We start from the raw sequence: 19,492 nt of genomic DNA, 5'->3' as shown, positions 1-19,492 counted from the left end.
ATGGCCACCGAGCCTGCACCGCCGTCCCCCGACCTCCGGCCCACGCTCGCCGTGTGGAAGTTCGCCTCCTGCGACGGTTGCCAGCTGACCCTGCTCGACTGCGAGGACGAACTCCTCGGCCTCGCCGACCGGGTACGGATCGACCACTTCCTGGAGATGACCTCCGCCGAGGGCGGCGCCGACGGGCAGCGCGGTCGGCTGGAGGGCCGGGGGCCGTACGACCTCTCCCTGGTCGAAGGCTCGATCACCACCACCGACGACGCCGAACGGATCCGGCACGTCCGCCGCGTCTCCCGGTACGTGGTGACCATCGGAGCCTGCGCCACCGCCGGCGGCATCCAGGCCCTGTGCGACTTCGCCGACATCGAGGAGTTCCTCGCCGCGGTCTACGCCCGCCCGGAGTACATCTCCACACTGGAGACCTCGACACCGATCTCCGCCCATGTCCCGGTCGACTTCGAACTGCGCGGCTGCCCCATCGACCGCCGCCAGCTCCTCGAAGTCATCACCGCCTACCTGGCCGGACGCAAACCCCGGATCCCGAGCCACAGCGTCTGCTTCGAGTGCAAGAGACGCGGCACCACCTGCATCACCGTGGCTCACGGCACCCCCTGTCTGGGCCCGGTCACCCACGCCGGATGCGGCGCGATCTGCCCCGCCTACGGACGCGGCTGCTACGGCTGCTTCGGACCGTCGAACCAGCCGAATCTGCGCTCCATGGTCGCCCAGTTGCACCACGACGGGATGAGCGAGCGGGACATCCAGCGTGTCTTCCGCACCTTCAACGCCACCTCACCGGAACATGCCCCCGTACCCGAACTCGCGGCCGAGGAGTGCCACAGCTCCCGGACCGGCACGGAAATCCGCCCGGAAAGGCCCGCATGAACCCTCGCGGAACCCGCGTCCTGCGACTGGACGCGCTGGCCAGGGTGGAGGGCGAGGCGGCCCTCCACCTGCGCGTCCAGGACGGTTCGGTCACCGAGACACGGCTGCGCATCTACGAACCGCCGCGCTTCTTCGAGGCCCTCCTGACCGGCCGGAGCCACACCGAGCCCCCCGACATCACCTCCCGCATCTGCGGCATCTGCCCGGTCGCCTACCAGATGAGCGCCTGCCAGGCGATCGAGAACGCCTGCGGAGTCACGGTGGACGGCTCCCTCGCGGACCTGCGCCGTCTGCTGTACTGCGGCGAATGGATCGAGAGCCACGCCCTGCACATCTACCTCCTGCACGCGCCGGACTTCCTCGGCCGCGCGGACGTGGTGGAGCTCGCCCGCGACCAGCGAGCCGCCGTGGAACGCGGGCTGCGGATCAAGCAGACCGGCAACGCGATCCTCGAACAGCTCGGCGGCCGACCCGTCCACCCGGTCAACGTCCGGATCGGCGGCTTCTACCGGACCCCGGCACCGGACGAACTCCAGTCTCTGACGGAACAGCTGCGACACGCCCGGGAAGACGCCCTGGAGACCGTCCGCTGGGTGGCGGCGTTCGACTTTCCCGACGCCCGGTGCGAGCACGCCCTGTTCGCACTGCGCGACCCCGGCCGCTACGCCATCGACTCCGGGACGCCCACGGTCATTGATCCGGCGCCGGGCGAGATTCCCCTGCCCGGCCTCGAGTTCCCCCTGTCCGAGTTCGAAGAGCACGTCCGGGAAGAACAGGTACCGCACTCCACCGCGCTCACCGCGGCCTTGGACGGCCGCCGTTTCCTGACCGGCCCGCTGGCCCGTTACGCGATCAGCGGGCGCTGGCTGCATCCCGTGGCCGCCGACGCGGCGCGGGACGCCGGGCTGGGCGATCCGGGCGTGGGCGCGGTCTGCGACAACCCCTTCCGGAGCATCGTCGTACGCGCAGTCGAGGTCGTACAGGCCGTCGAAGAAGCCCTGCGGATCATCGACGGCTACGCACCGCCTCCTCGGCCGGCCGTCGAGGTCCCGCCGAGCGAGTCGGTCGGGGTGGGAGCCACCGAGGCACCCCGCGGCCTGCTGTACCACCGCTACGCCCTCGCTGAGGACGGCACGCTCACGGGGGCCCGCATCATTCCGCCCACCGCCCAGAACCAGACGGCCATCGAGGAGGACGTCCGCAGAGCCGTCCAGTCGCGCCTGGACCGGGACGGATCCGATGCCGAGGACGAAGAACTCACCCACCTGTGCGAACGGGCCATCCGTAACCACGACCCCTGTATCTCCTGCGCCGCCCACTTCCTCGACATGACCGTGGAACGCACGTGAGCGGCAGGGTCGTGGTGATCGGTGTGGGCAATCCCCTGCGCGGTGACGACGGGATCGGACCGGCGGTGGTGGAGGCACTGCGGGGCCTGGTTCCCGACGGCACCGTGCTGGCGGTCAGCGACGGCGAGCCCGCGCGGCTGCTCGGCCTGTGGCAGGGCGCGGACACCGTGGTCGTCGTGGAAGCCCTCCGTACCCGCCCGGCCCGGCCCGGCGAGCTGCACACGCTGACAGCGGCAGAGGCCGCCGGGCACCTGCGGGGCGCGGCGAGCACGCATGCCTTCGGCCTGGGAGAATGCCTGGCCCTGGCAAAGGCCCTCGACCGGCTGCCACAGCAGCTCGTGGTGCACGCCGTGGAGGTCACCGACATGGAACTCGGCGCGCGGCTCAGCGAAGCAGTGCGCTGCGCGCTCCCCGAACTGACCGACCGCGTGGCCACCTCCGTACGACAGGCGTACGAGCGGAAGCGGGGACCGTAGAGGCCGCGGAAGCGCCCGGCACGGACCGAGTGCAGGGGAGCGCGGCCGCCCGTGGTGCCGTACCGGGCCCTACCTCGTCTCGGACCCCTTGGGCGGGGGGCCCGCACGCACGCGCGTGACTCCCCGCCCGTGTGCGTGCGGCTCTCAGCCGAACAGACTCCGCACGCGGATGGTCTGGACGCGCCGCCAGGTACCGTCCGGCAGCAGCACCCAGTCGTCCCCCGCCCCACGGGCAAGCGGACTCCGTCGCCCCGCCCTGGCCGACGGCAGCCGGGCCCCGCAGCGGGCTCGCCGGTCTCGCGGACCGACTCGGGTGCGCTTGCTCATGGTCTCTCCGTCCGCGGGGGCATCGCCCCAAATCGGCACGCTTCCGTGCAGACCGCCCCGGACACCGGCGATCCGGCCGAGCGGCAGTGTCTCGTCCATGAACCTCGCCTCACCTTCCGGCTCACCTGTGCAGCGGGACAGCCTGCGACACCTACAGCGTGCGGCGGCGACCGTTCGCTCCGGAGGGGGCCGATCGGCTCCCGGCAGGGACATCCGGTCGCGAGTTTCTGAGCCGGCAAGTCTCCCAGGGGGTCAAGGACCGGCCGGGCAGCACTCCGCGCAGGGGACACGACCGTTTCAGCCGAGTCGCCGACCGCCGCTTCGGCACGCCGTCCCCCGCCGGAGAGCTTCCCGGGCGTGCCGATCCGCGTCCGTGACCAGGTCTTCGGCAACCTCTACCTGACCGAGAAGCGCGGCGGGCTGTAGTCCGACGAGCAGGACGAGTGTCCCTACTGCTCACGCCGGCCACGGCGGCCGGCGTGGCGATCGACAACGCCCGCCTTCAAGTCACGCACGCGATGCGGGCCGCTCCGCGCGTCGTACTCACCTCGTCGGGGCAAACAGTCATACCAGGCCGCCGCCTCCGTAAGGGGCGTACAGATCGAGCAGGCGGACCCGGGAGGCATGCAGTCGTTGAGCGACGACCCGCCCGACCCAGACGGCGATCGCCCGGCCGAACACCGGGTCCTCGGCGCACAGCGCACGGACCGCCCCGGCGTCGAACTCCCAGGCCCGCACCGGGCTCATCGCCTCGGCCCCCAACTGCCACAGGTGCGGCGGGAAGTGCCAGGACCAGCCGACGAGTTCACCCTGTCCGAGTGTCTCGATGACAGCAGGTCGACGCCCGGGCACATGCAGGTCCAGGGCGACGGTCCCGTTGCGCACGACCCAGAATCGTTCGGCACGCAGGCCCTCCTCGAACAGGCGGGTTCCGGCCGCGAAGGAGACCTCCCGGGCGAGCCGCATCAGCCGTTCGCGGTGCGCGGGCTCGAGAGCTGCGGTCATGGTGGCGGCGGAGGTCATCGCACAGGCTCCCTTCACTGGGGTGCGTGTACTTCCAGCCTGAGCGCATCCGGTGCCGGCCACCACCGGCCGATGCGGGTCCTGCGGTGAGCACGCCACCTCCGACAGATCCAGGCGGGACGACTGGGCGTCAGCGACCACGCGATTGGTGTCTGTCGCCAGAGGACCGCCTGGACCGCCCGTCCCGCCATGTCCTGGTGACGCCACAAGTGCCGGCGGCGCTCCGCCCGCGGCGCCGCCCTTTCGCGGGCGACGGCGGGAATGCGCACCGATCAGCTCTCCGGGACCACCAGAGTGCGCGTCTGCCCGGGAGCGATGGTCACCGCGCGGTCGTCCAGGACCACGCGGATCGGCGTCTCCTCCGAGGCGGGCACCCGGATCTGAAGCTGTCCGTCCGTGCGCCGCAGGCCGATGCCGCGGTGGCCGCGATAGTGCAGGGTGAACCCGTACTCGGAGAGCGCCGGGAGGGGGACCGGGTCCAGCCACAGGGCGTCCTCACGGGTTTCCAGTCCCGTCAGGCCGCGCTGGACCAGGTCCAGGGTGCCGGCCATGGCTCCGAGGTGGATGCCCTCGCCGGTCGTACCGCCCTGGAGGTCGGCGATGTCCGACTCCAGGGCCTCGTGCACGTACTGCCAGGCCTCGGCCCGTCTTGCCTTGGCGAGGACGACCCCGTGAACGAGTTCGCTGAGGGTCGAGCCGTGGCTGGTGCGCCGGAGGTAGTAGTCGACCGTCCCGCGCCAGACGTCGTCGTCCAGCTCGTACCCGAGGCGCCGGAACAGGGAGCGCAGTTCGGCCGGTGCGAACAGGTATCCGAGCATCAGGACGTCCGCCTGCTTGGAGGCCTTGTAGCGGTTGACCGTGTCACCCTCGGCCTCCAGGATCCGGTCCAGGCGCCGGATGTTCCCGTACCGCGCGCGGTAGGCGGCCCAGTCGAGCTCCGCGAGACCCTCGTACCCGTCGAACTGGCTGATGACGCCGTCGTGGAACGGCACGCGCAGCCGGCGGGAGATCTCCTCCCACCGTGCCGGTTCACCGGCGTCCAGCCGGATCCGCGCCAGCAACTCCTCGGTGTGCCACGCGGGGAGGCGCCGCAGCAGTTCCAGGGCGCGGATGAGGACCCAGGCGGCGGTGACGTTCGTGTAGGCGTTGTCGTCGAGTCCCGGCCTGACCGCACCCGGATAGCCGTCGTGGTACTCGTCGGGGCCGACCACGCCACGGATGCGGTAGCGGTTCAGGACGGGGTCGAAGTCCGCGAGGCCGGCCCAGAAGCGGGCGATTCCCAGCAGCATCTCCGCGCCCTTGGTGTAGAGGTACTCGGTGTCGCCGGTGGCCTCGCAGTACTGCCACACGTTGTAGGCGACCGCCGAGCCCACGTGGTGCTGGAGCCGGGAGTGGTCCGGCAGCCAGCGACCCGAGGCCGGGTTCAGATGCTGCTCCTGGGTCTCCTCGCGGCCGTCGCTGCCGCTCTGCCACGGGTACATCGCCCCGGTCCGCCCGGCCGCGGCGGCCGACCGGCAGGCCCGCGGCAGGCGCCGGTGGCGGTAGTCCAGCAGGGCCCGCGACACGTCCGGGAAATGCAGGTTGAGGTACGGCAGGACGAACAGCTCGTCCCAGAAGACGTGGCCCCGGTACGCCTCGCCGTGCAGCCCCCGGGCGGGCACGCCCACGTCCAGGTCGGCGGTGTGCGGGGACAGTGTTTGCAGGACGTGGAAGAGGTGCAGGCGCAGGATCCGGCCGGCCTCACCACGGACCTGGATGTCCGCGTGCCGCCACAACCGCTCCCACGCGGCGGAGTGAGACTCCAGCAGGCCGGGGAAGTCAGCCGCCGCACACACCCGGTCGACGGCTTCACCCAGCGGATCGCTGATCGCCCTGTCCCGGGACGTGTGCAGCGCCACCGTCTTGTCCACCGTGACCGGCCGGCCGGGGGCGATCGGGACCACCATGCGGTGGACGGCCCGGTGCCGGGACGTGCGGAGCACGGAGTCGGCCGGAGCCCCGTCGGCGCCGACCGTCGTCCGCGCGGCCAGGGCGACACCGATGTCCGACGTGCTGGTCCGGCAGGCCAGCCAGACGATGTCCGGCTCCCGCATGCCGGTCCGTACGTGATGGAGATGGCGTCGTTCGAGTGCGCGGTAACGGTGCACGTTGCCGTTGATCACCTCGCCGTCGAGACAGCTCTCGATCTCGATCTCGCCCGACCAGTCCTCGGCCGTGAACACCGTCCGCAGTGCCGCCAGATGCGGGTCCTCCATGTGCACGAGGCGGGTCTGCTCGACACCGAGCACACCCGTTTCCTCGTACCGGTGCCGTAAGGCCCTGGTGAGCGTGGCGTGGCGCAGGTCCAGGACGTGCCGCTGCTCCAGGCGGGAGTGCGGGCGAGGGGAGAACCACGGCTCCCACTCCCCGGCGCCCCGGCGTGCGCGGAAACGCAGGGGCAGCCAGTTGGGAAGGTTGACCAGATCCTCGTTGACCACCCGCCGTCCCGCCACCGTGGACTCCAGGCGGTTGTAGCAGCCGGCCGCGTAGGTGCCCGGGTAGTGGACCAGTCCGGCCCGGCACTCGGGCACCGCGCCGCGAGTGGCGAAGTAGCCGTTGCCGAGCGTGCAGAGCGCCTCCCGCAGCCGTTCGGTGGCGGGGTCGTAGCCCGGCCACTCCCAGGTCCAGTCCGTCATCCGCCGCCTCTTCTCCTCACGTCGGCCGCAGAGCCGCCCTTCCGCCCCGCAGGCCACCCTGTACCGGCTTGGCGGACGAGGACCCAGGTCCCGATCCGTGCGGCGGCCCGTGGACGGACGGCGCCCGCCGTCCGTCGGCTACCGGTCCGCCGCGGTGATCCGGCGGCCCGTCAGACTCGTGGGCCGGATCGAGATCCACGTCTCACGCGCACCGCCCGGCCACGGGGTGGTGTGCGCACCCCGGACGAGCTCGTGCACGGCCTCCGGATCGGTCACGACGCTCGCGGGGCCGACCGCGAGCACGCTCCAGCCCTGGCTCAGGGCCTCGTCCACGTGATCCACCTCGAAGGCCACCTCCCTCTCGGCGGCCGCCGCGGGCAGCGAGTCGGGCGCGGTCCGGAAGACGATCGCGCCGCCCACGACCTCGTAGTTGACCGGGACGACCGCCGGCCGTCCGTCGGGTCCCGAGACCGCGATGCGCCCGACGCCGTGCGTGGACAGCAGGGCCCGGCATTCCTGTGCGTCCAGGTCGCGCAGCCGGGGACGGATCAGGGCGCGACCTTGTCCGGGCGCGAGATCCATGCCACCGCCACGCAGCGCCGCGACCGAGGTGCCCAGCGCGGCGGCCAGCCTGATCAGAGCCGCCATGGACGGGTCGGCGGGTCGTTCCTCCAGGTAGGCAAGGTAGCCGGGGGCCATCCGGGCGCGCCGGGCGGTCTCCGCGCGGCTCAGTCTCCTCCTACGCCGTTCCTCCGCCACCCGGCGCCCGATGTCACCGGAACCGGCCGTCCCGGCCGGGCGCGCGGCCCCCGCCACGCCCGGCTCCGCCTCATGGCCGGTGCCGGGCCGGCCGTGCTCAAGATGGTGGATGTGGGCGTCGGCGCCGGGGAAGACGAGCGTCACCTCGTCGGTGTCCGACCAGCGCACGTCGTACGGGGGAGTGCCGTCCTCGTGGTGGAGTCCGACGATCTCGCCGTCGCGCCTGGCGGCACCGGTCGCCGGGCTTTCGATGACGAGCTGGTCGCCGAGGTGAGCTCGCATGATCGCCGCCCTCTCCGTGAAATCCCGCTGCGTCCAAGCTGCCACGCGCGCCGTGCCCCCGCACGGGCGAACGTGCTGCGCGTCTCCGAGGGTGACGGTCCATGCCCGAGGAGGCACGACGTCCCCCTCGGCACTCGTGAGGCTCAGGCCCGTGACGGCCTCCGGCGGAGCGCGTCGGCGAGGGATGTCCGCAGCGGCGTTCCTCGGGTGCGCCGCCCGCGCGCTGGCGGCATCAGACGGGCCAAGCGGCGGTCTGCCGGGTGTTCGGCCGGGATCCGGCCATGCCCTGGATGTCCCGGTCGGCGGTGTTCAGCAACTGCTGGGCGAGGTCGTCCATGGCCCTGCCCACCGCGAGTTCGTCGCCGATCTCCGGCACGTTCCGGTCCGCCGGGTTGCAGTGTGCGGTCCCGCTGCCGGACATCTCCGTCGTCCCGGTGTCCAGGACCACGTGCGCCTTCGTCGTTCCGTCGTCCTCCTCGAAGAGGTGGAGGCGTACCTTCCACTCACCTGTGTGCGACATCGCCTGCTCCTCGCCTCGGTCACGGGTCGTCTCGGCGGTAGCCGCCGCGACCCGCGAGCGGTCTCACGGCGGGGGACCGGCGGCCTCGCGGAGCCGGCTGACGACCGCCCGTCCGCCCTCCGTCCCCGACGGACCGCCGGCCGAGAGCCAGTTGCCGCTCGGTTCCCCGGTTCCTCCCACCATGGGACGCGGCCGCCGCACACCACAGGGCCGAAAGTCCCTGGCAGCCCGACGTCCGGCCCAAGGAAGCGGTGGATCATCGGTCCTGCTCCCGGACCACTCGGTACCGCTCCCCGGCCAGTCAGCCGACCCCGCCCGGCCGTGCCCACGACTCGGTCACGGTGCGAGGGAGAAGTAGTTCTCCTCTTCCTGGGTGAAGTGCAGGCGCAGCACGGTGTTCAGGCCGTAGAGGCAGGAGCGCAGATCGTCGAGTTGCTCGGTGGCCAGGCCACCGTCGGCACGGGCGAGCCGCAGGTGGGTGGCGATGCGGCGGGAGAGACGTTCGATCTCGGCGTGGGCGCGGCTCATGGTGGCGGTGGCCTCCGGACCGCCGAGCGACGGCGCGAGAGCGGGGTAGAGCTCGTGCTCCTCGGCGTACTCGTGCGGCAGCAGCCGTTCGGTCAGCAGCCGGTGGGTCTCCGCGACGGCCGCCAGGGCCTGGGGCCCGGGACTGTCGCAGAGGCGGTCGGCCGCGTCGCGCACGGCTTCCAGGACGTCCTGGAGGTCGTCGTGTTCGGCGGCGAAACGGTGGATGAGAGCTTCGGCGGCGGGCGTGACGGCCGGCCGCGCGCCCTGGCCGACGCGCAGAGAGCGCAGCGCGTTGAGAATGACGGCGATGTCGATGCCCTCCTGGAGCAGGGCGCCGGCCGCGGGCGGCAGGAGGCCGGCGGCGGCCGCGGCCATGGCGGCCAGGGACATCAGCATGCCCCCCAGGGCACTTTGGACAGCGATGCGCCGGGCACGCTGGGCGATCGTCACGGCGTCGGCCAAGCGGTCGACGCGGTCCGAGGTGAGCACGATGTCGGCGGCCTCAGAGGAGGCGGTGGAGCCGCGGGCACCCATGGCGACGCCGATGTCGGCGGCGGCGAGGGCAGGCGCGTCGTTGACGCCGTCGCCGACCATCACGGTGACCGCGCGTTCTCGTTCCGCGCGTACGGCGGCGACCTTGTCGGCCGGACCGAGTTCCGCGCGTACGTCGTCGAGGCCGAGAACGGCGGCGACCTCATGGGCGGGCGCGGCGCGGTCGCCGGTGAGCATCAGCAACCTGTCGATGCCCGCCGCACGCAGGTGGCGCAGGGTGCGCGGGGCGTCGTGGCGCAGGGGATCGCGCAGGAGCACGGCACCGGCCGCGGCTCCGTCGACGGTCAGCCAGGCGACGGCCGCGCCGTCGAGAAGCGCGCGGTTGTCGACTGCCTTCGCCCAGCCCGGCCGGACGGTCACGGCGCCCATACGGCCTACGGAGATCCGGTGTCCGTCCACCGTGCCCGTGGCGCCCCGGCCGGGCTCCTCCGTCACGTCGGAGGGGACCGAGAGCACCAGACCGCGTTCCCGGGCGGTGTCGACGATGGCCCGGGCGAGGACGTGCGGGGAGTACTGGTCGAGCGACGCCGAGAGGCGGAGGACTTCAGCGGGCTTGATGTCGGGCGCGGCGATCACGTCGAGGACGCGTGGGCGGCCGCGGGTGAGGGTGCCGGTCTTGTCGAGCAGGAGGGTGCGGGCGCGCCCGAGGTTCTCCAGGGCGCCGCCGTCGCGGATGACGACTCCGAGGCGGGAGGCACGGGAGAGGCCGGAGACGATCGCGACAGGGGCGGCCAGCAGCAGCGGACAGGGCGTGGCGACCACCAAGACGGCCACCGCCCGTACCGTGGAGCCGCTGACCAGCCAGGCCAGTCCCGCCACCACCAGGGACAGCGGGAGGAACCAGGCCGCGTAGCGGTCGGCGAGCCGCACGACCGGCGCGGACTCGGCGCCGGCCTGCCGGGCCAGCCGCACGATCCCGGCATAGGTGCTGTCCCGCTCGGTGGCCGTGGCCCGCAGCTCGAACGCGCCTCCGGCGTTGACCACCCCGCTGCGCACCGGCTCGTCCCGGGCCCGCTCTACCTGAAGGGACTCCCCGGTGAGTACCGACTCGTCGAGAACAGCAGCCTCGCTCCGCACCCGGCCGTCGACGGGGACCACCTCGCCCGGACCGACCACGAGCAGGTCACCGACGGTGACCTCGGCGAGTGGCACCGTGACCACGCCGGCCCCGGTACGGCGGCGCGCGGAACGGGGCGCATGCTCCAGCAGGGCCCGCAGGTCGTGACAGGCGCGCCGCTGGGCCGCGGCCTCCAGGGTGCGGCCCGTGGCGAGCATCAGCGCGATCAGCGCACCGGCCAGGTACTCGTGGACGGCCAGAGTGCCGCCGAGCGCGAGCACGGCGATGAGGTCGACACCCGCGTTCCCCTGTCGCAGCGCGGCGAGCACCCATCCCACGGCGGGGACGACGGCCGACAGGGCACCGAGCCCCCAGAGGAGGTCGGCCAGATTGCCGGCGCCCGTGAGCCAGGCGATGCCGCCGCCCGCCAGAGCGGCTGCGGTGACGGCCAGGAGAACGGGTTCGAGGCGTGACGACACGAGTGCCGGGGCCAGGTGGCGCAGCCGTGTGCTGAACGTGTGGTGGGTCATGGCGTACCTCGGTCCGTCCGGCGCGACGATCGTGGGGCCGGTCCCCCTCCAGCACACCGCGCCACCGGGTGCCGACGGGAGGGGACGTCCGACCCTGCTTCAGGGCCATGCGGACGATGGCTGCCCTTTTCGGTCATGACCGGGCCACGGTCAGGGCGGATGACCAGGGGAGCGGGGGGCGACGACTCGGCGGCACGGACCCGCAGTCGATCGGGTGCCGCCCGGTCCTTCACGACGGGGTGGTCCCGTGCGCCGAGGCCCGACCAGTTCGGGGAGCGTTCTCCGCCCTGCGTATCAGGGGCGTGGTGCAGTGCTCCTCCTGCCACGGAGGACGGGTCATGTGCTGCCGGTGTGCCGTTGCATCTGGAGAAAGCGGCCGTGCCAGGTGTGGTACCAGACCTGGCCGGTGCTCGCGTTCACCGAGAGCATGCCCACGATCCGGCCGTCACGCAGGGTGTGCAGCGTGAAGTAGCCGGGGAACCGGTCGGGTTCGGCAGCGTGCAGCCCGGGCCGGTGCTCGCTCAGCCACCGGTCGGCGATCCGCACCGCCTGGTCGGGTCCGATCGCCTCGGTGCCGGGCCGGGTGCCGGCGGGCATCATGCCGTAGGCCGTGTTCCACATCATGGCCGGGCCGAACTCCAGCCGGACGGTGCCGCTGAGCGAGTCGACGAGGACCGCGGTGGCGCCATTGCCGCCGGAGTCGAGGAGCTGGGCGTAGTAGCCGTTGCTGAACCGCATGACCTCCCCGACGTGCAGGTCCCACCGGTCGCCGAAACGTGCCGCGGCGCGTCCGGCGCCGGCCAGGTCGTGCACCTGGCCCTCGCGGGAGACCGCACGCGTCATCGTCCAGGGGCCCGGTCGCCACGACGGGGAGCTGTCTGCCGTCCACACGATCGAGGCGATCAGACCTGCCAGCGAGGCGACCAGTACGGTCAGTTGCAGCCAGCGGCCGCGGGGCCTGGTCACCGTGGCCTCGGACGGTGTGTGGCGAGACGTTCGCGGGTCTCGGTGTAGGTGTCCGTGTCGATCTCACCGGACGCGTAGCGGCGGTCGAGGATCTCCTCCGGGCTCTCCCGGTGCTCCTGGCTCTCCCAGCCGCGGCTGTGCTCCGGACGCCCGTGGGCCGAACCCTGCGTCAGGCGGATCACCGCCCAGACGGCCAGGCCGACCAGCGCGATCCACAGCAGCGGCATCAGGGCCATCCAGGCCCAGCCACCGCCCCAGCCGTTGTCCCAGTACATCATTGTGCCCACCTCCAAGGCGGCTTCTGCTCCCCACTCTCCGCACGGAGTACGGCGCGGGACAGGGGCCCTTCGGCTCGATCGCCGGACCGATCGGCTCCACTGAGCAGAGGCAGGCGTGCGGTAGCCACCTGACGCTCAGAGCTCGCGAATACCGTGGTGCCGCCGAGGGCCGCCACCGCGATCAGGTCCACACCGGCGTGTCCCCGGCGCAGGGCCTCCAACCCCCAGGCGACGGCGGGGACGACGGCGGCGAGGTGCCGTTCACGACGGTCCTCGGCCGGTCGAGGCCGGTCGACCACAGGCCGTCAGCCGTGGAGCCGTTCATGACACACACCTCCGGTGCCGGCACGGCAGCGGAGGAAGGGCGCCGCGCAGTTGTTGCCGCTACCGGACTCCGCGCCCGCAAGCCCCTGAGGAGGGCCGGTCGGTGCGCCGCTGGGTCCGGACGGCCCAGTGCGGGCCCCAACGGTCAGGCGGACGCTGACACCCGGACAGTGCGGCGGTTGCCGCCCGGCTACGGGCCCCGGCCGCACCATGCCGCCGCGTCCCGGTGCCCGGGAGAGGACCCGCGAAGAAGAAGGGGAGGGCCGCCATGAACGGTCCGGTTGTCGTGGAAGTGGACGGCTCACCGTCGAGCCGGGCCGCGGTGGAGACCGCCGCCTGGGAGGCCCGCCGGCACGGGGTGGGACTCAGGCTGGCGCATGCCTTGGCCTCGCCCGCGCGGGACGAGTGGTCCGACGCCGCGGGCTGGGATCCGGACGGCGGCGGGCTCCGCGACCGGGTGAAGGGCCTGCTCGCCGAGGCCGAGCGCCGCGCGCTCCGGGTCGCCCCGCACCTGTCGATCACCAGTGACGTCCTGATCGGCGAGCCGGTCACCGTGCTGAAGTCCGAGGCGGAGGACGCGTCGCTCGCGGTGCTGGGCGGTCCGCTCCCACGCGGCTCCGGCATCGGTCGGCTGATCGCGCCCGGCCAGTGCCCCGTGCTGGTGACACGGGGCCGTCCGACCCCGTCCGGCACCGTCGTGCTGGCGGTCGGCGCTCCGTCGGGTTCCTGGCGGGCCGCCGAGTTCGCCTTCGCCGAGGCCTCGGCACGCGGCGCCGACCTGGTCGTCCCGCACGCGCTGACCGTCTCCGCCGCGCGGCTGCTCGACGGCCCAGGTGGGGCGATCCCCGCGCTGCGCAAGCGGTATCCGGAGGTCACCGTGCGCCCGCGCCGGGGGCGCACCCGCCGCGCCCTGCTCCGAGCCGTCGCGGACGCCCAACTCGTGGTCGTCGGCGCACATGGCAGGCAGGGACTCGCCCCGGGCTCGGCAGGCCGCACGCTGTTGCGGCACGGGCACTGCTCCGTCGCCGTGGTCCCGGCCGGGAAGGCGTGACGTCCGGCGTGATCCCGGAGCGCCGTCCCGGGACCATCAGCACGTCCGCGGGCCGTACGGCCGCTCCCGCCGCACGGCACGGCGCAGAACCATCGGTTGCGCATCCCCACCGATCACCGCGCCCGGCACTTGTCAGCGCCACGCACAAGGAGCACAGCCATGTCCACGACCCCGACGGCCGGAAAGCGCGCCGCGCCTCCGGCCGCCCTTGGCCTCCCGGCCGCATCCGCCCTCGTGATCGGCAGCATCATCGGGACGGGAGTCAGGAAGCGGCTACCAGACCGTCTACTACGGGCTGTTCGTTCTCCTGCTGGGCGTGCCGGTCTACGTCTGGCTCAAGCGGGGCCAGGGCGTCTACGGCGAGGCGGCCACGGCCGCGCGGACGGTCATGCTCCCGTCCCAGGAGCAGCGGGCGCCGGACACCCTTCCGCCCGCCCCGCGCCTCTCCCGCGCCCTGCGCACCAACCGCGTCGGCGGCCGCCGCGGGCGCGACGACGCCCACCTCCACGACTGACCACCACACGACCGGTTTCCGAGCCGGGGCCGATCACACGACCGGCTTCCTAGCCGAGGCCGATCACACGACCGGCCTCCGTGCCACCGCCGACCGTGCGAGCGGCCTCCGCAACACCGCCGCTCGTACCTCCTGCCTCGTACCTCCGGGCCGTACCTCCGCCCCCCTACGACCGCCCTCCTGCCCCGCCGGCAGAAAGTCCCCGCCATGAACACCTTTCACGTCGACTCCGAGGTCGGCCCGCTGCGCCAGGTGATCCTGCACCGCCCGGGCCTGGAACTCGCCCGTCTCACCCCGCGCAACGTCGACGCGCTGCTCTTCGACGACATCCTGTGGGCCAAGCGCGCCCGCGAGGAACATGACGCCTTCGCCCAGGTGCTCCGCGACCACGGCACCCGCGTCCACTACTTCGCCGACCTGCTCGCCGGGTCCCTCGGCATCCCCGAGGCCCGAGACTGGCTGCTGGAGCGGGTCGTCACCCCGGCCACCGTCGGCCCCGCCCTCGTCGACCCCGTCCGCGACCTGTGCGCCGAACTCGACGGCGAGACGCTCGCCGGATACCTCATCGGCGGGATCCTCAAGAGCGACCTGCCGCTGGCCACACCGCACAGCCTCGTCTGGAGCGCGCTGGACGCGGACGACTTCGCGCTCGCGCCCCTGCCGAACCACCTCTTCCCGCGCGACAACTCCTGCTGGATCTACGACCGTCCGTCGGTCAACCCGATGGCCAAGCCGGCCCGGCGGCGCGAGAGCCTGCACGCCGAGGCCATCTACCGCTTCCACCCGCTGTTCGCCGGCACATCCCTGCTCGACGGTGCGGCACGGGCGGCGGAGGCGTCCCCGTCACCGCGGACCCCGACACCGGAGCCCTCACCGGCGTCGAGGCGGTCGTCGACAAGGACCTCACCGCCGCCCTGCTCGCCGCGGAGCTCAAGGCCGACTTCCTGCTCATCCTCACGGACGTGCCGTGCGTGTACGAGGGCTACGGCACCGAGCGACAGCGCCCGCTGGACGACGCCACCCCGAGCCGACTGCGCCAGGGCGGCTTCCCGGACGGCTCCATGGGCCCCAAGACGGAGGCCGCCGCCCGGTTCGTCGAGCGCACCGGCGGGCTGGCCGCCATCGGCGCCCTGGACGCCGCGTACGAGATCGTCCACGGCCGCTCGGGGACCCTGGTCCGCCCGGACCTCATGGGCCAGTGAGCGGCTGCGCGGGGGCCGTCCGGCCCCGCGACCGGGACCGGGCGGCACTCCCTGTGATCGCCGCCAGCGACCACCATCCGGAGTGAGAGCCACCGAGGCGAGGAGAGAACCGACGATGACGGCCACCACGACCGCCGGCTTTCGCACGACCGATCCCTGGCGCGGCTTCGCCGGCACCCACTGGTGCGAGCACATCGACGTGCGCGCCTTCATCCAGGCCAACTACACCCCGTACGAGGGTGGCCCGGAGTTCCTGAACAGCCCCACCGAGCGGACTCGTACGGTCTGGGAGAAGGTCAGTTCACTGTTCCCCGAGGAGCGGCGCCGGGGCGTCCTCGCCGTCGACACCGCCACCCCGTCCACGATCACCTCGCACGCACCCGGTTACATCGACCGTGACCGCGAGCTGATCGTCGGCCTCCAGACGGACGCCCCGCTCAAGCGCGCGATCATGCCCAACGGCGGGCTGCGGATGGTGGAGAACGGCCTGCGGGCGTACGGCTACGAGCCCGCCCCGTTCGTGACCCGCGTCTTCGGCACCTACCGCAAGACCCACAACGACGACGTCTTCGACGCCTACACGCCCGAGATGCGCGCCGCCCGCAAGGCAGGCGTCATCACCGGGCTGCCCGACGCCTACGGCCGCGGCCGGATCATCGGCGACTACCGGCGCGTGGCGCTCTACGGCACAGACCGGCTGATCGAGGCCAAGAAGGCCGAGCGGGCCAAGCTCGACGCCTGCGGGTCCGGCACCGAGGTCATCCGTGACCGGGAGGAACTCGCTGAGCAGATAAGGGCGTTGGGTGAGCTGACGCAGATGGCGGCGATGTACGGCTGCGACGTCTCACGGCCCGCCGCCACCGCACACGAGGCGGTGCAGTGGCTCTACCTCGGCTACCTGGCCGCCGTGAAGGAGCAGAACGGCGCAGCGATGTCACTCGGCCGCACCTCCACCTTCCTCGACATCTACCTCCAACGGGACCTGGCCGACGGCGTCATCGTCGAGAACCGTGCGCAGGAACTGATCGACGACTTCGTGATCAAGCTGCGGATCGTGCGATTTCTGCGCACCCCGGAGTACGACGCCCTGTTCTCCGGTGACCCGACCTGGGTGACGGAGTCCATCGGCGGCATGGGCGAGGACGGCCGCCCCCTGGTCACCCGCACCTCCTTCCGGTTTCTACAGACTCTCTACAACCTCGGCCCCGCCCCCGAACCCAACCTGACCGTGCTGTGGTCGCCACGGCTGCCCGCCGGTTTCAAGGAGTTCTGCGCCCGGGTCTCGATCGACACCAGCGCCGTCCAGTACGAGTCCGACGAACTGATGCGCCCGCGCACCGGCGACGACACCGCGATCGCCTGCTGCGTGTCGGCCATGCGGGTCGGCCGGCAGATGCAGTTCTTCGGCGCCCGGGTCAACCTCGCCAAAGCCCTGCTGTACGCCGTCAACGGCGGCCGCGACGAGATGACCGGCGAACAGGTCGCGCCCGCCATGCCCCCGCTGACCGGCGAGTACCTCGACCACGAGGAACTGTCGGCGGCCTACGACCACGTCCTGGACTGGCTGGCCCGGACGTACGTCAACGCACTCAACGTCATCCACTACATGCACGACAAGTACGCCTACGAACGCATCGAGATGGCCCTGCACGACTACCCCGTGCACCGCTTCATGGCATGCGGCATCGCCGGTCTCTCGGTCGCCGCCGACAGTCTGTCCGCCGTGCGGTACGCCCGGGTCAAGGTGTTGCGGGACGCCACCGGACTCGCCGTCGACTTCCGCACGGACGGCGACTTCCCGGCGTACGGCAACAACGACGACCGCGCCGACGACATCGCCGTCGGCCTGGTGGAGTCCTTCATGGCGAAGGTCCGCCAGTACCCCACCTACCGGGGAGCCGAGCACACCCAGTCCGTCCTCACCATCACCTCGAACGTCGTCTACGGCAAACACACCGGCAACACCCCCGACGGCCGCCGCGCCGGACAGCCCTTCGCCCCCGGCGCCAACCCCATGAACGGCCGCGACCGCCACGGGGTGGCGGCCTCCGCCCTCTCGGTGGCCAAGCTGCCCTACGAGCAAGCCCGCGACGGCATCTCCCTGACCACGACGATCACGCCCGAGGGCCTGGGCCACAACCCGGCCGAACGCGCCGGCCACCTGGTGGGCATCCTCGACGCCTACACGGCGGCCGGCGGCTTCCACATGAACGTCAACGTCCTCGACCGGACCACTCTGGAGGACGCGATGGCGCACCCGGAGAAGTACCCGGACCTGACCATCCGCGTGTCCGGCTACGCCGTCAACTTCGTCCGCCTGACCCGCGAGCAGCAGCTCGACGTGATCAGCCGCACCTTCCACGGATCGCTGTGAGCACGATGACGGCGACCGGCCGGATCCACTCCTGGGACCTGTCCACCGGCGTGGACGGTCCCGGGACCCGGTTCGTCCTCTTCGTCTCCGGCTGCCCCCTGCGCTGCCTGTACTGCGCCAATCCCGACACCTGGCACATGCGCGACGGCCGGGAGACAACCGTCGAGGAGGTCATGGCCGAGATCGGGAGATACCGCGCCTTCGTCACCACGGCCGGCGGCGGAGTGACCGTCACCGGCGGCGAACCACTCCTGCAACCCGCCTTCACCGGCGAGATCCTGCGCCGCTGCCAGGAGGCCGGGCTGCACACCGCCCTCGACACCTCGGGCTTCCTCGGCGCCCGCGCCCCGGACTCCCTCCTCGCCGACACCGATCTGGTCCTGCTGGACATCAAGGCCTTCGACGTCCCCACCTATCGGGCTCTGACCGGTGGCGACCTCGCCCCCACCCTGACCTTCGCCGCCCGGCTCGACCGCCTCGGCGTACCCATGTGGATCCGCTACGTGCTGGTCCCGGGCTGGACCGACGCCCCGGAGGCCGTCGACGGCCTGGCCCGCTTCGTCGCCGGCCTGCCGGCCGTGCGACGGGTGGACATCCTGCCGTTCCACAAGCTCGGCGCGGCGAAGTACGACGCGCTCGGTATCCCCTTCCGGCTGCGCGACGCACCACGTCCCTCCGCGGACCTGGTCGAACGGGTACGGGAGCAGTTCCGCGCGCAGGGACTGGCGGCCTGCTGACCGGCGGGCCGGCGATGCACGACCGCCGGCCGGGGTCGGTCGGTCCCCCGCCCGGGACCACTGGCCCATGCCCTGCGACCGCGCCCGGACCCGACGCTGAACTCGAATCCGCCGCGCCCGGCCCGCTCGGCCGGCGGATCCCGCTCCCCAGGAGGTGGAGATCATGCTCCGTACCGTCACCGTAGGCCTCGACGCCTCGCCCGAGAGCCGGGCCGCCGCCGAATGGGCCGCCCGAGAGGCAGGACAGCGCGGTCTGGTCCTGAAAATCGTCCATGTGCGGGAGCCCGCTCCTGCCCATGTCGCACAGGCGCCGCCGGTCGGAGCCGAGCCCCGGGCGACCTGGGCCGAGGAGCTTCAGCAGGAGTCCGCGGAGGGACTCCGGCTCCGCCACCCCGGTGTCGAAATGATCACCGAACTGCTCACCGGGGGCCCACGAGAGCTGCTGACCCAGGAGGCGGACGCCGCCGAACTGCTCGCCCTCGGCTCCCGAGGCCTCGGCGGCTTCGGCGGTTTCCTGCTCGGCTCCGTCGGGCTGCACGTAGCGGCCCACGCCCGGCGGCCGGTGGTGCTGGTCAGAGCGGGGGAGCAGGCAGCCGACGAGCATCTGACGGACCCCGCGGGCATGCCGTCCGCGGCGGCACCGTTCCGGCCTGTCGTCCTCGGGCTCGACATCGAGGAACCGGACGAGGCACTGCTGGGCTTCGCCTTCGACAACGCCGCCCGCCGTGCCGCGAGGCTGCGGGTCGTCCACGGCTGGAGCCTGCCCCCCACCTACGAGTACGGCGCAGCCGTCGGCTACGACCCCAGGGACACGTTCGGGCGGCACATGGCGGCCGAGCTGGCCGAGGTGCTCCGCCCCTGGCGGCAGAAGTTCCCGGACGTCGAGGTGGTCGAGGCGAGCCGGTACGGCAGTGCCGCGTCGACCCTGCTGCAAGCGGCCCGGGACGCCTCGCTGGTCGTCGTCGGCCGCCGGATCCGCACGGGCGGTCTCGGCGCGCACATCGGCCACGTCACCCACGCCGTCCTGCACCACTCCACCGCCCCCGTCGCCGTGGTTGCGCACGGCTGACCCACCTGAACCCC

15 protein-coding genes and 2 pseudogenes are annotated in these 19,492 nt (G+C 72.5%); 10 read left to right on the top strand and 7 right to left on the bottom strand.

Features of this window, described 5'->3' with window-relative positions:
* From AAW13_RS20870 to AAW13_RS20860, 3 genes are read left to right on the top strand one after another with little or no spacing between them, the layout of a single operon-like run.
* Positions 1 to 885: an NADH-quinone oxidoreductase subunit B family protein gene (locus AAW13_RS20870; RefSeq protein WP_046729460.1), complete on the top strand. Its 885-nt coding sequence runs from the start codon at positions 1 to 3 to the stop codon at positions 883 to 885.
* Positions 882 to 2,234, top strand: coding sequence for a Ni/Fe hydrogenase subunit alpha (locus AAW13_RS20865; RefSeq protein ID WP_046729461.1), 1,353 nt, complete (start codon positions 882 to 884; stop codon positions 2,232 to 2,234). The genes AAW13_RS20870 and AAW13_RS20865 overlap by 4 nt, the downstream gene beginning before the upstream one ends.
* Complete coding sequence (locus AAW13_RS20860; protein ID WP_046729462.1) at positions 2,231 to 2,710, top strand: hydrogenase maturation protease; 480 nt, start codon at positions 2,231 to 2,233, stop codon at positions 2,708 to 2,710. Before AAW13_RS20865 ends, AAW13_RS20860 begins: the two co-directional genes overlap by 4 nt.
* Positions 2,711 to 3,601: 891 nt before the next feature.
* On the opposite strand, the gene AAW13_RS20855 is transcribed toward AAW13_RS20860, so the two are convergent.
* From AAW13_RS20855 to AAW13_RS20825, 7 genes are all read right to left on the bottom strand, one after another.
* Complete coding sequence (locus tag AAW13_RS20855; RefSeq protein ID WP_046729463.1) at positions 3,602 to 4,060, bottom strand: Crp/Fnr family transcriptional regulator; 459 nt, start codon at positions 4,058 to 4,060, stop codon at positions 3,602 to 3,604.
* Positions 4,061 to 4,332: 272 nt separating this feature from the next.
* Positions 4,333 to 6,735, bottom strand: a complete 2,403-nt coding sequence (locus AAW13_RS20850; protein ID WP_046729464.1) for a glycoside hydrolase family 65 protein — start codon at positions 6,733 to 6,735, stop codon at positions 4,333 to 4,335.
* Between the two features lie 138 nt (positions 6,736 to 6,873).
* Positions 6,874 to 7,776 (bottom strand): pyridoxamine 5'-phosphate oxidase family protein, encoded by a 903-nt coding sequence (locus tag AAW13_RS20845; protein ID WP_046729465.1) that lies wholly within the window; start codon positions 7,774 to 7,776, stop codon positions 6,874 to 6,876.
* A gap of 232 nt (positions 7,777 to 8,008) precedes the next feature.
* Complete coding sequence (locus AAW13_RS20840) at positions 8,009 to 8,296, bottom strand: DUF1876 domain-containing protein (RefSeq protein ID WP_046729466.1); 288 nt, start codon at positions 8,294 to 8,296, stop codon at positions 8,009 to 8,011.
* A gap of 336 nt (positions 8,297 to 8,632) precedes the next feature.
* A complete protein-coding gene (locus AAW13_RS20835) occupies positions 8,633 to 10,963 on the bottom strand; it encodes a heavy metal translocating P-type ATPase (protein WP_107483369.1) in 2,331 nt (776 codons plus the stop codon).
* Positions 10,964 to 11,299: 336 nt separating this feature from the next.
* Positions 11,300 to 11,929, bottom strand: coding sequence for a hypothetical protein (locus tag AAW13_RS20830; protein WP_046729467.1), 630 nt, complete (start codon positions 11,927 to 11,929; stop codon positions 11,300 to 11,302).
* Entirely contained in the window at positions 11,926 to 12,207 is a 282-nt protein-coding gene (locus AAW13_RS20825) for an SHOCT domain-containing protein (protein ID WP_046729468.1), read from the bottom strand. Before AAW13_RS20825 ends, AAW13_RS20830 begins: the two co-directional genes overlap by 4 nt.
* 592 nt (positions 12,208 to 12,799) lie before the next feature.
* On the opposite strand from AAW13_RS20825, the gene AAW13_RS20820 reads away from it, so the two are divergent.
* The 7 genes and pseudogenes from AAW13_RS20820 to AAW13_RS20795 all read left to right on the top strand — a co-directional run bounded on the left by AAW13_RS20820 (position 12,800) and on the right by AAW13_RS20795 (position 19,478).
* Positions 12,800 to 13,582: a universal stress protein gene (locus AAW13_RS20820; RefSeq protein ID WP_046729469.1), complete on the top strand. Its 783-nt coding sequence runs from the start codon at positions 12,800 to 12,802 to the stop codon at positions 13,580 to 13,582.
* A 316-nt stretch (positions 13,583 to 13,898) separates the two neighbouring features.
* Positions 13,899 to 14,096 (top strand): hypothetical protein, encoded by a 198-nt coding sequence (locus tag AAW13_RS20815; RefSeq protein WP_046729470.1) that lies wholly within the window; start codon positions 13,899 to 13,901, stop codon positions 14,094 to 14,096.
* A gap of 207 nt (positions 14,097 to 14,303) precedes the next feature.
* Positions 14,304 to 14,930, top strand: a pseudogene (locus AAW13_RS47795) (arginine deiminase family protein); the annotation flags it as partial.
* Positions 14,921 to 15,298 (top strand): annotated as a pseudogene (locus tag AAW13_RS47790) (amino acid kinase family protein); the annotation flags it as partial. The pseudogenes AAW13_RS47795 and AAW13_RS47790, both read left to right, overlap by 10 nt.
* A 115-nt stretch (positions 15,299 to 15,413) precedes the next feature.
* Positions 15,414 to 17,672 (top strand): formate C-acetyltransferase, encoded by a 2,259-nt coding sequence (pflB, locus tag AAW13_RS20805; RefSeq protein WP_046729471.1) that lies wholly within the window; start codon positions 15,414 to 15,416, stop codon positions 17,670 to 17,672.
* A gap of 5 nt (positions 17,673 to 17,677) precedes the next feature.
* Complete coding sequence (gene pflA, locus AAW13_RS20800; RefSeq protein ID WP_206306258.1) at positions 17,678 to 18,409, top strand: pyruvate formate-lyase-activating protein; 732 nt, start codon at positions 17,678 to 17,680, stop codon at positions 18,407 to 18,409.
* A 163-nt stretch (positions 18,410 to 18,572) separates the two neighbouring features.
* Complete coding sequence (locus AAW13_RS20795; RefSeq protein ID WP_046729504.1) at positions 18,573 to 19,478, top strand: universal stress protein; 906 nt, start codon at positions 18,573 to 18,575, stop codon at positions 19,476 to 19,478.
* Positions 19,479 to 19,492 lie beyond the last annotated feature (14 nt).

Source organism: Streptomyces humi (assembly GCF_001005085.2).
Taxonomy (GTDB): Bacteria; Actinomycetota; Actinomycetes; order Streptomycetales; family Streptomycetaceae; genus Streptomyces; species Streptomyces humi.
The sequence above is the reverse complement of the archived record's forward strand: the minus strand, read 5'-3'. Positions and strand labels throughout refer to the sequence as shown.

Coding starts and splice junctions, on each gene's coding strand:
- AAW13_RS20840 (WP_046729466.1), bottom strand. CDS start 8,296: ATGTCGCACACAGGTGAGTGGAAGGTACGCCTCCACCTCTTCGAGGAG.
- pflA (WP_206306258.1), top strand. CDS start 17,678: ATGACGGCGACCGGCCGGATCCACTCCTGGGACCTGTCCACCGGCGTG.
- AAW13_RS20795 (WP_046729504.1), top strand. CDS start 18,573: ATGCTCCGTACCGTCACCGTAGGCCTCGACGCCTCGCCCGAGAGCCGG.
- AAW13_RS20865 (WP_046729461.1), top strand. CDS start 882: ATGAACCCTCGCGGAACCCGCGTCCTGCGACTGGACGCGCTGGCCAGG.
- AAW13_RS20825 (WP_046729468.1), bottom strand. CDS start 12,207: ATGATGTACTGGGACAACGGCTGGGGCGGTGGCTGGGCCTGGATGGCC.
- AAW13_RS20850 (WP_046729464.1), bottom strand. CDS start 6,735: ATGACGGACTGGACCTGGGAGTGGCCGGGCTACGACCCCGCCACCGAA.
- AAW13_RS20835 (WP_107483369.1), bottom strand. CDS start 10,963: ATGACCCACCACACGTTCAGCACACGGCTGCGCCACCTGGCCCCGGCA.
- AAW13_RS20845 (WP_046729465.1), bottom strand. CDS start 7,776: ATGCGAGCTCACCTCGGCGACCAGCTCGTCATCGAAAGCCCGGCGACC.
- AAW13_RS20870 (WP_046729460.1), top strand. CDS start 1: ATGGCCACCGAGCCTGCACCGCCGTCCCCCGACCTCCGGCCCACGCTC.
- AAW13_RS20855 (WP_046729463.1), bottom strand. CDS start 4,060: ATGACCTCCGCCGCCACCATGACCGCAGCTCTCGAGCCCGCGCACCGC.
- pflB (WP_046729471.1), top strand. CDS start 15,414: ATGACGGCCACCACGACCGCCGGCTTTCGCACGACCGATCCCTGGCGC.
- AAW13_RS20820 (WP_046729469.1), top strand. CDS start 12,800: ATGAACGGTCCGGTTGTCGTGGAAGTGGACGGCTCACCGTCGAGCCGG.